The following is a 14,088-nucleotide window of genomic DNA, read 5'->3' on the forward strand; positions in this document are numbered from 1 at the left end:
TTTGAAGAATTTTTAAAGTTTTTTAACTTTTTCAGTCATCATAAAATAGTAGAAAAATTTGTGTAAATATGGTACAATTTACAGAGCTATAGAGAGGTGAAAATTATGAAAATTCAAGTACCTGACCATATTGCGATAATAATGGACGGCAATGGAAGATGGGCTAAAAAAAGAGGACTTCCCAGAACTTTTGGACATAGGGAAGGAGCAGCATCTCTTAGAAAAGTAATCACTCATGCAGCAAAGCTTGGTGTTAAGTATCTTACAGTCTATGCTTTTTCTACTGAAAACTGGAAAAGAAGCAAAGAGGAAGTAAGTGCACTGATGTTTCTTTTCAAGAGCTATATAAAAAATGAAGAAAAGAATATAATGGAAAATAATATAAGGTTTATGGTTTCAGGAAGGACAGATAATGTAAGTCCTGCACTTTTAAAGGCAATTAGAGCCTTAGAGGAAAAGTCTAAAAACAATACAGGGTTGACTTTTAATATTGCATTTAACTATGGAGGTAGAGCTGAAATAGTAGATGCTGTAAACAGGATAATAAAATCAGGTGTTGAAAGTGTAGATGAAGAGAGTTTTTCAAAATATCTATACCATGATATTCCAGATCCAGAACTTCTTATTAGAACAAGTGGAGAGCTTAGAATATCAAATTTCCTATTATGGCAGATAGCATATTCAGAGATTTATATAACAGATACTCTTTGGCCTGATTTTGATGAGAAGGAATTGGAAAAGGCTATTGAAGAATTTAACAAAAGAGATAGAAGATTTGGGGGAGCGAAATAATGTTAAGTAGAATATTGGTAGCCATAGTTGGAATACCTTTACTTGTATGGATACTTTTAAATGGTGGTTTTCCACTATTTGTTTTTACAGAGGTTGTAGTATTAATTGGAGCACATGAGTTCTTTAAAATGTCAGAAATTGGCGGGAAAAAGCCAAGTAAAGTCATTGGAATGGGACTTGCTTTTTTAATTCCACTTGCAGTTTATCTGGAGCAGGCTGGGATTTTAAATATTGGAACAGAGGCAGTAACTGCTTTAGGTATTATTGTGGTTATGTCTTTAAGAGTTATACAAAATAGAGTGGAAGATGCAAGTACAGATATAGGAGAGACACTTTTAGGAGCTCTGTATCCAGCTATACTTTTTTCACATTGCATATTGATAAGCTATCTTCCTAATGGTGGGAAATGGCTTCTTACAGCTCAGATAATGGTATGGGTATGTGATAGCTTTGCATATTTTGTTGGTATGGCAATTGGTAGAAAGATATTTAATAGAGGGTTTAACAGCATAAGTCCTAAAAAATCAATAGAGGGATCTATTGGAGGAACTTTAGCTACAATAATAGCCCTTGCAATTGCAGATAGATACTTTGGACTTACACAAGGTGGAATGAACCTTATAACTGTTGTATTATTTGGAATATTTATAAGTGCAGTGGCTCAAATAGGTGACCTTGGAGAGTCTATGTATAAAAGAGAGTTTAAAGTAAAAGATTCAGGAACAATACTGAGAGGTCATGGAGGAATACTTGATAGATTTGATAGTATGCTTTTTGTTGCACCTGTTATGTACTACCTGTTAAAATTTATAATATTGTAAAATTATACTGGGTGGGATTTTTTGCTCGCCCATTTTTTTTAGGAGGACATTATGAAAAGAATAGTTGTATTAGGTTCTACAGGGAGCATAGGAACAAATGCCCTTGAGATAATAAAACATTCTGAAGGAAAATTTAAGCTTGTGGGAATAAGTGGTCATAGAAACCATGAGCTTTTAATAAAGCAGATAGAGGAATTTAGACCTGAATATGTATCAGTTGGTACAAAGGAAGGGTATGATGCTATAAAAGCTAAATTTCCTGGGATAAAGCTTTTCTATCAGGAAGAGGGACTAAAGGCTCTGGCAGGAATAAAAGATTATGATATACTTTTAACTGCTGTATCTGGAGCTGTTGGTATAGAAGCCACTGTAGAGGGAATAAAAAATGGAAAAAGAATAGCCCTTGCAAATAAAGAGACAATGGTTGCAGCAGGACCATATATCAATAAACTTTTAAAAGAGTATGCTGAAGCAGAGATAGTTCCAGTTGACAGTGAGCATTCAGCTATATTCCAATCTTTATTAGGTGGAAAAAGAGATGAGGTAAGAAAGATAATAATTACCGCAAGTGGTGGTACTTTTAGAGGAAAAACTACAGAGGAATTAAAGGATGTAAGTGTGGAACAGGCACTTAAACACCCTAACTGGTCAATGGGAAGAAAGATTACTATTGACTCTTCAACACTTGTAAATAAAGGTCTTGAAGTAATAGAGGCCCATGAACTATTTGGAGTGGACTATGAGGATATAGAGGTTGTAGTGCATCCACAAAGTGTTATTCACTCAATGGTTGAATTTAAAGATAGAGCAGTAATAGCTCAACTGGGAGCACCAGATATGAAGCTTCCTATACAGTATGCATTTACTTATCCTGAGAGAATGGCAAGTGAAGTATTAGAGCCATTGGATCTATTTAAAATGAACAATCTTACTTTTGAAAAACCAGACACTGAAACATTTAAAGGGATAAAATTTGCATTTAAGGCTGGAAGAATAGGTAAGACTATGCCAGCTGTATTAAATGCTGCAAATGAAGCAGCAGTGGATCTTTTCTTAAGAGGAAAGATTAAGTTTTTAACTATCTATGAGATAATAGAAAAGGCCATGGATAGACATACACCAGTTGAAATTGACTGTGTGGAAACAATAAAAAAAGTAGATAAAGAGACAAGAGAATGGGTATATTCTCATTATGAAAGGTAGAGAGATGGGTAGACTTATAGTAATTGAAGGAACAGATTCAAGTGGTAAGGAAACACAGACAAAGAAGCTTTTTGAAAGATTTGAACGTGAAGGAAAAAAAGTAAGAAAAATATCATTTCCAAATTATGAGAGTCCTGCTTGTGCACCTGTAAAGATGTATCTGGCTGGAGAGTTTGGAGATAATGCAAATAAAGTAAATCCATATCCAGTATCAGCTATGTATGCTATAGATAGATATGCATCATACAAAAAGGACTGGGGAGAATTTTACGAAAATGATGGAATCTTAATTACAGACAGATATACTACATCAAACATGGTACATCAGGCATCAAAAATAGCTGATGAAAATGAAAAGAAAAAATATCTGGATTGGCTTGAAGATCTTGAATATGAAAAGATGGAACTTCCAAGACCTGACATGGTGATATTTCTTAATATGCCGACTGAGATGGCTGTAAAACTTATGGCAGAGAGAAAAAATAAGATAACAGGTGAGGATAAAAAGGATATACATGAGAAAAATGTAGATTACTTAAAAAAATCCTATACAAATGCCTGTGAAATAGCCGATAAATATAGTTGGAAAGAGATAAAATGCGTAGAAAATGGAAGGCTTAAAAGTATAGATGAGATAGGGGATGAGATTTATTCTCAGGTTCTTTCTATTCTTGGTTAGATTTTAGATAGTTTAGTTAGGAGAAAATAATGAATATATTAATAGCAGTTTTAGTATTAGGAGTAATAATATTTATTCATGAACTTGGGCATTTTATGGCTGCTAAATTTTTTAAGATGCCTGTGAGTGAATTTTCAATAGGTATGGGGCCACAGGTATATTCATATAACACTATGAAGACTACCTATTCAATAAGGGCAATTCCTATAGGAGGATTTGTAAATATTGAAGGGATGGAGATAGATAGTGATGTGGAAGATGGCTTTAATACCAAACCTGCATATGCAAGGTTTATAGTTCTTGTAGCAGGGGTAGTTATGAATTTTCTTCTTGCTTTTGTTGTAATTTTTTCAGTTGTATCAATTATGGGAACATATACTCCAGATCCTAATCCAGTAATTGGGATGGTCTATAATGAGGTAAAAGCCAGTAAAATTTTAAAGCCTCAGGATAGAATAGTTGAAATAAATGGAAATGCAGTTACAAAATGGGATGATATAAGCAGAACAATAGCAAGTGTATTAAAAGATGATAACAAAATCCCAAGTTTAAACGTCAAAGTAAAAAGAGGATCGGAGTTAGAAGACCTTGATGTCCCTTTGACAAAGGATCCTAATAGTGACAGGATGATTTTAGGGATTGTACCAAATATGATACACGAAAAACCAACAGTAATGGAAGCTACTAAGCAGAGTATCAAAACTGGTGTAAGAATATTTGAGGATACAATAAGAGGAATAAAACTTTTAGTTACTGGAAAAGTTAAGAGTAAAGAGTTAACAGGACCTATAGGAATTATAAAAGTAGTGGGAGATGCTACAAGTCAGGGGCCATCACTTGTATTGTGGTTAATGGCAATGATTTCAATAAATATAGGTGTATTAAATCTGTTACCATTTCCAGCACTTGACGGTGGAAGAGTGATATTTGTAATTTTAGAGATATTTGGAATAAAGATAAGTAAAAAGATTGAAGAGAGAGTACATATGGCAGGTATGATATTTCTGTTCGGTTTGATTATTTTTATAACAACTAATGATATTTTCAATCTAGTTAAATAATTTTTGGTCAAAATGGGCTAAAATGGGCAAAATGTATAAAATTTAAAAAAAAGTCTTGAAAAAATACAGAATATCTATTATAATACAGTATACTAGAAAATCAAAAATTATGAGTTATTTATGAAAAAATACAAAAATTAAATAAAAATATTATGGAGGTAAAAAATGAAAAATGCTATTTTGGCAATTTCCGAAAGAAAAGAAACACTTAAGCAGATAAGAAAAGAACTTTCAGATGAATACGAAATAATTACATTCAACAATCTTTTAGATGCTTTAGATATGTTGAGAGAGAGTGATTTCGATATCATACTACTAGACGAGTACTTAACTTGGTTTAACTTTGCAGAAGCAAAAAGAAAATTAAGCGGGTTAGGAAAAGATTTCGTAGTTGTAGGATTACTTGAAAATGAAACTGAAGAAGCTATAGAAGAGTTGAAAAATGCAGATATATACAACTATTTAGTAAAACCAGTAGAATTAAAAGAGATGAACAGAATAATTCTTCCAGCTCTTAAAAATCTTGAAATGTTAAAAGAAAAGAGAAAATTAGAAGAAAAACTTGCAAGTCTTGAAGAAGACAGTGAAATTGTAGGACAATCTCCTAGAATAAAAGATGTTAAAACTTTAGTTGAAAAAGTTGCAGAAAGCGACTTAGCTGTTTTAATTACTGGAGAAAATGGATTAGGTAAAGAGATAGTTGCAAAAGAGATATTCAAGAAAAGTGACAGAAGAAAGAATAACTACATAGTAGTAAGCTGTGCTTCTATTCCAGAAGAAAATATGGAAAGAGAACTTTTCGGATATGAAAGAGGAGCATTTACTGGAGCAAATGCAAGTAAAAAAGGTGTTTTTGAAGAAGCAGATGGTGGAACAGTATTCTTAGATGATATCTCTGCTATGGACCTTAAATCTCAATCTAAACTGTTAAAAGTTATAGAATATGGAGAATTAAAAAGAGTTGGTGGAAATAAAACAAGAAGAGTAGATGTTAGATTTATCGCATCTTCAAATAAAGATCTTAAAGAAGAAACAGAAAAGGGAAGATTTAGAAAAGATCTATATCATAGATTAACAGCTTTCCCTATTGAAGTTCCACCTTTAAGAGAGAGAAAAGAGGATATTCCTTTACTTGCTAACTACTTCCTAAACCAAATAGTTAGAGAGTTACATAGAGATACTCCTGTAATTTCTGGAGAAGCTATGAAATATTTAATGGAATATTCATATCCAGGAAATATAAGAGAATTAAAAAATATGATAGAAAGAATGGTAATCCTTTCAACAGATAAAGTAATAGATGTTGAAGATCTACCTCTTGAAATAAAAATGAAAGCTGATACAGTTGAAAATAAAACTGTAGTTGGAGTAGGACCATTAAAAGATATTCTTGAACAAGAAATCTATAGTTTAGCTGAAGTTGAAAAAGTAGTTATAGCTATTGCACTTCAAAAAACTAGATGGAATAAACAAGAAACTTCTAAATTATTAGGAATTGGAAGAACTACTCTATATGAAAAAATAAGAAAATACGGATTAGATTTCAAATAAAAAGAATAAGACTATCATAGCTTATACTAAAATGAAATAAGGGGGACAGCTTCGGCTGGTATTATTATGGCGATTAGAAAATTTCGTAAACATATGAAACCATTTATATGGTTTATTACTATAGCCTTTGTACTATCAACTGCTATAGTAGGTATAATGAGCATGAAAAGTATGCATGGAAGAATAAACAACTATGCTTTCAAATTAAATGGTAAAAAAATTGAAAGAATGGAGCTTGAAAGAACAAGATCAAATCTTAATCAGAATCTTTCAAGATACCTTGGACCTAATTTAGATAGAGATATGCTTCAACTTATGGCCTTTGATGAGGTTATAAATAAGGAGCTTACACTTAAAATAGCAGATGATTTACATGTTAAGGTTCCTAGCAGTGATGTTAATGCACAATATAAAGCATTTGAAAAATCAATAGGAAATAAAGAGCAGTTTAAAAAGATGCTACAGGTACAAGGATTTACAAAGAAAACTTTCAAAGATGAGATTAAGGACAATATGCTTGTTCAAAAAGCATTTGAAAAAATAGCACAAGGTATTAACCCTAGTGAAGATGAGATTGCAAAATATTACCATGAAAATGAATTTACTAAATATAATGGACAAACATTAGAGGAAGCTAAAGAGGATGCAAAAAATTCTATAGTTAAACTTAAAACTATGGAGCAATACTATGCACTTCTTGAAAAAGCTAAATCAGAAGCTAAAGTGGAAGATGTAGCAGATGAGTATAAGAAATTTGAACCAAAAGTAGATTTAGAGAAAGATGGATATAAAGTAACAAATGTAGAGATAGCTAGAAAGGCTATGTCTGCTATGGCAAACAGTGTTGATAAAGACACTGCTGAAGCTCAGGCAAAAGAATACTACGAAAAACAAATCGGATTTATAAGTAATGCTAAAGCTGATGGTATTGCACTTAACAGTAATTTACCAATTGACTATCAAATAGTTGAATATCAGCAAGGAATGTACAATAAAATAAGAGCTTCTCTTACACCTACAGAAGCTGAGCTGAAGAAATTCTTCAGTGAAAATTCACTTAGATATGATACTTATCCAAGTGCTAAAGCTGATATTGCTATCCTGAAAGTTGAACCTTCAGATGCTGATAAAAAAGAGGCAAGAGTAAAAGCTGAAAATTTACTAAAAGAACTTACTCCTGAAAATTTTGCACAAAAGGCAAAAGAGTTTTCAAATGGACCTAGTGCACCGAATGGAGGACAGCTTGGATGGTTTGCAAAGGGAGATATGGTAGCTCCTTTTGATAAAGCTGTATTTGAGGGAAAAGTTGGAGAGATATACCCTCAACCAGTGGAAACACAATTTGGATATCACTTGATATATATTGAAGATAGACATGACAAAGATGGAAAAGCAAAAGCAAGTCATATTCTTATTATCCCAAAAATATCTGACAAAACAGTAGCAGATAAAAAAGCAAGCTTAAAAGAGTTTGAAGAAAAACTTGCAAAGGGAGAAATAAGCTTTGAAGATGCAGGAAAAAATAGACCTGATGTAATTCAAAGTGGTGTTTTTGATATAAACAATGCTGGATATATTTCTGGACTTGGATATAATGATAAACTTGCAGATGTTATACTTAAAGCACCTCTGAATAAACTTGAAGTATATAATACAAAAGGATCAAATATCTATATATTCAAGAAAATAGATGAGGTAAAATTTAAGAAGGCTAAATTTGAAGACATTAGACAAAGAGTAACAGAAGACTATAAGAATGTTAAAGCTCAAGAGGCAATGAGTAGATATATGTAGTTGAATAAAAAGAGAATAATTCCTAGGGATTACTCTCTTTTTTAATTCAGTATAAATTAATTTATTTGCTTTATTGTGGAAAATATACTATAATGTAGAGCTGAGTACTTTATAGAATTAAGAAAAATATTGGACTGAAATAATAGGAGTCCACTGTAATTGTATATTTTAACAAGGATGGATTAGATGAGATATAAGAGCGAAGATATTGATATGCTAATAGATTCACTAAAAATTGAAGAGGTTGTGGGAGAGTTTGTAGAACTTCATAAAACTGGATCAAGCTATAAAGGTTTGTGTCCATTTCACCCAGATACAACACCGTCATTTATGGTGAGCCCAAGTAAAAATATATGCAAATGTTTCGTTTGCGGTGCAGGTGGGAATCCTATTACTTTTTATGCCCGTTATAAAAAAATTAGTTTTATAGAGGCAGTAGAAGAACTTTCTAAAAAATATAATATTCCAATAAAAGCTTCAGGAGAAAGCTATAAGAAAAGAGAAAATAATGAAAAGTATTTTGAGATTATGAAAGAAGCTCATAAGTTTTTTCAGGACTATATCTTTTCAAATGCTGGACGTGAAGCACTAGATTACCTTGCTGGACGGCAGGTAACTCCTAAGATAATCAAAGAAAATGGCCTGGGACTTGCCCCAAATAGATGGAGTGATCTTAATGATTATCTTATAAGCAAGGGATATGAAGCAAAGGATCTGTTGGCCCTGGGACTTATAAAGGAAGGGGAAAATGGAACCACCTATGATGCATTTAGAAACAGAATAATGTTTCCAATCTACTCTATACAGGGGGAGATAATAGCTTTTGGAGGACGTACTTTAGAAAAGGACAAAGAGACTCCAAAGTATATAAACTCACCAGATACTCCTATATTCAAAAAAGGAAGAAATCTGTATGGATTAGAAAGAAGCGGTATAGTGAGAAAGAAAAACTATGCTATGCTTATGGAAGGTTATATGGACGTGCTTTCTGCATATCTATATGGATTTAATGTTGCTTTGGCACCACTAGGAACTGCCCTTACTGAGGAGCAGGGAATAATACTGAAAAGGTATACACAGAATATTATCTTATGTTTTGACTCAGATGGACCGGGACAAATGGCCACTGAACGGGCTGGATTAATATTGAAAAGTCTGGGATTCAACATAAGAGTATTACATCTTGAGGGAGCAAAAGACCCAGATGAGTATTTAAAACATTATGGAAAGGAGAGTTTTTTAAAATGTGTAAAGAACTCACTTGAAATCTTTGACTTTTTGTTTAAGTACTACTCTAAGGACTATGATTTTAAAAATGTTATTTCAAAACAGAATTTCATAAATCGATTTAAAGATTTTTTTCAGTGTGTAGATACTGAACTGGAAAAGTTTTTATATTTGGATAAGCTATCTAAGCAGGTAGATATTGACAAAGATGTACTAAAAGAAACCTTGATCGATAAAAATACAAAAAAATCAAGGAAATTTGACGAAGACTTAGTAAATATAACTAGACAACGTAGAGAAGGTATAATAAATCGGGTAGAAAAGGATACTTTAGTTGTGTGCCTGGCAAGACAGGAGTACTTCAAGTACTTTAAAGACAAGAATATAAAAGGCTCATTGACGACTAAAGTGTTCAAGTATCTAGATGAACATTCAGAAGAAAAAAGAAAAGTGATTATAAATGAACTTCCTGAAGCAGTTGAGCTTACAGAAATGGAACTGGAAGAATGGCAATTGGTCATCTGTTCACTATTGGAAGATTTTTCTGATGAAGATAAAATACAGGAATTGCTGAAGGAAACTTTTCTTTCGTGGTTTAACCAGGAAATAGAAGGAAGCTACACCACAGCTCAGACTTTGGATTGGCTAGCTGGACTCAAACTTACTCAGGATATAAGAAACCTGAAGGAAGAATTGGGTAACGCCAGTGATTTTGAAGAAATACTAGAAATCTATGCAAGATTTAAAAAGTTACTTGATCTAGAAGTTAATTAGAGGAGGCTCAGTAATGAGAGAGTTTATAAAAAATGAGAAAGTTCTTGCTCTAGTCAGAAAAGCTATGGAAGAAAAACGTATTACTTACGAAGAGATAAATAATAGTTTAAAAGGAGATTTTCCTGTTGATAAGATTGAGAAACTGATCAGCGGTATGATGGACCAGGGAATCGATATCATAAGAGAGGAAGATATCAAAAAAGAAGAAAAACTTAAAGAAGAGATAAAAACAAAAGCTAAGAAAAAAAGAGCAACAAAAACAACAACAAAAGCTAAAAAAGAGACAGCTAAGGATACAGAAGATAAAGAGGAAGAAAAAGAAACTAAGACAGCAAAAACTAAAAAAACTGCGAAAAAAACAACAAGATCAAGAAAGAAAAAAGATGAAGATTTAGAGGATGAAGTTGACGAAAAAGAAGATGCAGTTTTAGATGAGGATGCTGATGATTCTTTTGACAAAGATGATTTTTCCGAGGATGAGGACTTCGATGAGAGCGCTTTAGAAGAAAAAGCTGAAAACTTTGACGACGACGAAGAGTTAGATCATTTTAATCCAGACGACTTAGAAGATATTAACGACGAGGAGTTGATAAATGATGATTTATTTACTATCCAAGGAGATATGAAAGTGGACGAACCAATAAAAATGTATCTTCGTGAGATTGGACAAATACCCCTACTGACTCATGAAGAAGAAGTGGCATATGCCAAAAGAGCACTTGAAGGAGATGAATGGGCAAGTCAACAATTAATAGAGGCAAACTTAAGATTAGTTGTAAGTATTGCAAAAAAACATACAAATAGAGGGTTGAAACTCCTAGATCTTATTCAAGAAGGAAATATTGGTCTGATGAAAGCAGTTGAAAAATTTGAATATACTAAGGGGTACAAGTTTTCTACATATGCAACATGGTGGATTAGACAGGCAATTACTAGAGCCATTGCAGACCAAGGAAGAACAATTAGAATACCTGTACACATGATAGAGACAATTAATAAAATTAAGAAGGAAGCGCGTATATATCTTCAAGAAACTGGAAAAGATGCAACTCAGGAAGTATTAGCAGAAAGATTGGGAATGGAAGTTGAAAAAGTTAAAGCTATCCAGGAAATGAATCAAGATCCTATCTCTTTAGAAACACCTGTTGGAAGTGAAGAAGACAGTGAATTAGGAGATTTCGTTGAGGATCAAAAAATGCTAAATCCATATGAACTTACAAATAGATCCCTTCTAAGAGAACAACTAGACAGTGTATTAAATACATTGAGCAGTAGAGAAGAGAAAGTCCTAAGATACAGATACGGACTTGATGATGGATCACCAAAAACATTGGAAGAAGTTGGAAAAATCTTTAAGGTAACAAGAGAAAGAATCAGACAGATTGAAGTCAAAGCATTAAGAAAATTAAGACATCCTAGCAGAAGAAAAAAACTAGAGGACTTCAAAGTATAAACTTAAAAAAGAGGCTTAACTTTTTCAGAGCCTCTTTTTTGAATATATATAGAAAAATAAGGAGTATTTCATGGATATGATAAAAGTATTAGATTTTGAAAAAGAGATTGTAAAAAAATATATAGATGAAGAGCAGTTTATAGAATTTATGAAGGAAAATGGAAGTAAAAAACTTGATCTTGATTTTTCAAATCTTAAGTTAAAAGAGTTAAGTGAAGATGATGTTGAAAATTTAGGCGAAGAAACTGTTTTAGATTATTTAGAAGAGGTTGCAACAATCACTTTTGAAGATGAAGCTGAAGATGAGGAAGCAAAAGTAGTTAGAAATTTACCAGGGATAGCATCACTAGCTTTTCATTACTTAAGAGAGGGTGTAGCTTATTTAGATATAGTTCAGGAAGGGACATTAGGTCTTATTAAAGCTCTTGAAAACTATAGAGATGAAGATGGAGATTTTGATAACTATAAAAATTATTGGATAATCAGAGAGATGGTACTTTTTATCAATGGAAAAATCTCTGATATAAAAAATGAGTTTAGAAGTTATTTTAGAGATAAAAAAGAGCATTTTGGTCATGACCATGAACATGAAGAGGGACACGATGAAGAAACAGGTGAAGTGTTCTTAACAGAAAAGGATCTATTACCAAGTGTAGAAGCAATTGAAAAAAGAGAAAAACTTGTTGATAGAATCATTGAGTTTTCATATCTGAAAAATAGATTAAGTGATAGACAGATAGAAGTATTAAACCTGTATTTTGGTTTTGGAGTAGATAGAAGATACTCTATATTTGAAATAGAGGAGAAACTTAAACTTCAAAGTGGAGATGGAGAAAAGATATTTGAACAATCTTTATTTATACTTTCAACAGTGGAAGGAAAGGTATTTTTATGATAGTTAAAGATATAATAAAAATCTTTGAAGCTAAATATCCCAGAGCAAATGCTGAGGATTGGGATAATGTTGGATTATTAGTTGGAAATGCTAAAAATGAAGTGCTAAAGATACAGATTTCCATAGATGCTACTGAAAAAGCTATAGATCATGCTATTCAAAATGGAGTGGATCTTATTATCACCCATCACCCAATGATATTTAAGGGAATAAAGAGTATAGATTATTCAACAGTTCTTGGAAGAAAAATAATAAAGCTGATACAGAATGGAATTTCCCTTTATGCTATGCATACTAATCTTGATTCATCTAAAGAGGGATTAAATGAGTATGTAGCAACTCTTTTAGGTGCAACTGATGCTAAAATAGTAGATGAAAATCCAAATGATGAAGAGGTAGGAATTGGAAGATTTTTTACTTTACATGATAAAGTTTCAATAGAACGTTATGCTGATTTTGTTAAAAAGACACTTAAAATTGGGCATGTAAGACTTATATGTGAAGATAGAAAAAAAGAGATAAGAAAAATAGCAGTGGTAAATGGATCTGGAATGAGCTATTGGAGAAAAGTAAAATCTATGGGAGCAGATCTTTTGATAACTGGTGATATAGGTTATCACGAGGCATTAGATGCTAAGGAGAATAATCTTAATCTGATAGATATTGGACATTTTGAAAGTGAGATATGTTTTACTAGACTTTTGAAAAAAGAACTTGAAGATTTAAAAATAGAGGTTATAATTTATAATGATGGACCTGTATTTATAAGCTATTAAGGAGACTGATAATGAAAAGAATTCTATTTTTATTTTTACTTATAACAACTCTTGCTTTCGGGAAAATAAATGATACTTTATCTTTATTAACTGATGAACAAAAAGCTCAACTTGATACGCAAATTGAAAAAATTGAGGATGAAAGAAATATCTCTGTATATGTTAATACTTATTCAGCTGATGAAGGTTTTGTAATAGACAAGGTTCAAAAAGTTGTAGTGTTAAATTATATAAAGGGAGAAGATGGAAATCCTAAAATAGAGGTTAAATTCAGTAAGGATATGGAAATTGACGAGGATACTCAAAGTGCAGTGGAAGATCTACTAAATGAAAATGAAAAATCTATTGTAGAGGGAAAAAATGCTGAGTATATAAGTGAGATGCTTATTGGAATTGACTCTTTACTTGAAAATATTAAAATAGAAGAACCTATCGTCGTTGACCAAGAATTGGTAAATGAGAAAAAAATTGGATTTTTTATTGGAATGGGGCTTGCTTTTTTGATAATTTTTGGTATCATTATTAGAGTACTTATGGTAAAATATAACCGTACTTTTAAGGAAGAAATTGATATAATCAGTGGAGACCATAAAGAAGATTAGAAATATAATATTATTTAGGTATTAAAGTCAATCGCTGCCTGCCAGTCAGGGAGAGGAAAGTCCGGGCTCCATAGAGCAAGAGGGCAGTTAACGACTGCTAAAGGAAACTTTAAGGAAAGTGCCACAGAAAAGAGACCGCTATTTGATAGTAAGGGTGAAATGGTGGTGTAAGAGACCACCAGTTCTTTAGGAGACTAAAGAAGCTAGGTAAACCCCCTCTGGAGCAAGACTAAATAGGAAAGGCTAAGGGCTGCTCGTCCAGCTTTCAGGGTAAGTTGCTTGAGACTATAAGTAATTATAGTACTAGATAAATGATTAACACATACAAAACCCGGCTTATTTAATGCCTAAATATATTTTTTTAAAAAACTTTAAAATTTTACAAAAAAGTATTTGACATAAAAACGAAAAAGTGGTATTATAGTCTATGTCCGCGAGAGAGCGAACAAAAGTTAAAAAC

The 14,088-nt window shown here is 32.3% G+C and carries 12 protein-coding genes and 1 other RNA gene; all 13 read left to right on the forward strand.

Features of this window, described 5'->3' with window-relative positions; genetic code table 11:
* Nucleotides 1–96: 96 nt before the first annotated feature.
* The 13 genes from IX290_RS09040 (at nt 97) to rnpB (ending at nt 13,983) form a co-directional block, all read left to right on the forward strand.
* Nucleotides 97–792 (forward strand): isoprenyl transferase, encoded by a 696-nt coding sequence (locus IX290_RS09040; protein WP_349290757.1) that lies wholly within the window; start codon nt 97–99, stop codon nt 790–792.
* Nucleotides 792–1,613 carry a phosphatidate cytidylyltransferase gene (locus tag IX290_RS09045; RefSeq protein ID WP_211492891.1) on the forward strand — a complete coding sequence of 274 codons (822 nt, stop codon included), beginning with the start codon at nt 792–794 and terminating at the stop codon, nt 1,611–1,613. Before IX290_RS09040 ends, IX290_RS09045 begins: the two co-directional genes overlap by 1 nt.
* 51 nt (nt 1,614–1,664) lie before the next feature.
* Nucleotides 1,665–2,816, forward strand: a complete 1,152-nt coding sequence (gene dxr, locus IX290_RS09050; RefSeq protein ID WP_211492892.1) for a 1-deoxy-D-xylulose-5-phosphate reductoisomerase — start codon at nt 1,665–1,667, stop codon at nt 2,814–2,816.
* 4 nt (nt 2,817–2,820) lie between these two features.
* On the forward strand, nt 2,821–3,495 hold the full coding sequence (locus IX290_RS09055) for a thymidylate kinase (RefSeq protein ID WP_211492901.1): 675 nt from the start codon (nt 2,821–2,823) through the stop codon (nt 3,493–3,495).
* A 29-nt stretch (nt 3,496–3,524) separates the two neighbouring features.
* Nucleotides 3,525–4,556: a M50 family metallopeptidase gene (locus IX290_RS09060; protein ID WP_211492893.1), complete on the forward strand. Its 1,032-nt coding sequence runs from the start codon at nt 3,525–3,527 to the stop codon at nt 4,554–4,556.
* 165 nt (nt 4,557–4,721) lie between these two features.
* A complete protein-coding gene (locus IX290_RS09065; RefSeq protein ID WP_211492894.1) occupies nt 4,722–6,107 on the forward strand; it encodes a sigma-54 dependent transcriptional regulator in 1,386 nt (461 codons plus the stop codon).
* 66 nt (nt 6,108–6,173) lie between these two features.
* On the forward strand, nt 6,174–7,901 hold the full coding sequence (locus IX290_RS09070) for a peptidylprolyl isomerase (RefSeq protein ID WP_211492895.1): 1,728 nt from the start codon (nt 6,174–6,176) through the stop codon (nt 7,899–7,901).
* Between the two features lie 186 nt (nt 7,902–8,087).
* The gene (gene dnaG, locus IX290_RS09075; protein ID WP_211492896.1) at nt 8,088–9,902 is read left to right on the forward strand and encodes a DNA primase; all 1,815 of its coding nucleotides are present in this window, start codon (nt 8,088–8,090) and stop codon (nt 9,900–9,902) included.
* Between the two features lie 13 nt (nt 9,903–9,915).
* Nucleotides 9,916–11,355 carry an RNA polymerase sigma factor RpoD gene (gene rpoD, locus IX290_RS09080; protein ID WP_211492897.1) on the forward strand — a complete coding sequence of 480 codons (1,440 nt, stop codon included), beginning with the start codon at nt 9,916–9,918 and terminating at the stop codon, nt 11,353–11,355.
* A 70-nt stretch (nt 11,356–11,425) separates the two neighbouring features.
* Nucleotides 11,426–12,250 (forward strand): sigma factor, encoded by an 825-nt coding sequence (locus IX290_RS09085; protein ID WP_211492898.1) that lies wholly within the window; start codon nt 11,426–11,428, stop codon nt 12,248–12,250.
* Nucleotides 12,247–13,026 carry a Nif3-like dinuclear metal center hexameric protein gene (locus IX290_RS09090; RefSeq protein WP_211492899.1) on the forward strand — a complete coding sequence of 260 codons (780 nt, stop codon included), beginning with the start codon at nt 12,247–12,249 and terminating at the stop codon, nt 13,024–13,026. The genes IX290_RS09085 and IX290_RS09090 overlap by 4 nt, the downstream gene beginning before the upstream one ends.
* A gap of 11 nt (nt 13,027–13,037) precedes the next feature.
* Nucleotides 13,038–13,628, forward strand: coding sequence for a hypothetical protein (locus IX290_RS09095; protein WP_211492900.1), 591 nt, complete (start codon nt 13,038–13,040; stop codon nt 13,626–13,628).
* Between the two features lie 14 nt (nt 13,629–13,642).
* Nucleotides 13,643–13,983, forward strand: an RNA gene (rnpB, locus tag IX290_RS09100) — RNase P RNA component class A.
* The last annotated feature ends 105 nt before the right edge of the window (nt 13,984–14,088 follow it).

Source organism: Fusobacterium sp. DD2 (genome assembly GCF_018205345.1).
Lineage (GTDB): Bacteria > Fusobacteriota > Fusobacteriia > Fusobacteriales > Fusobacteriaceae > Fusobacterium_A.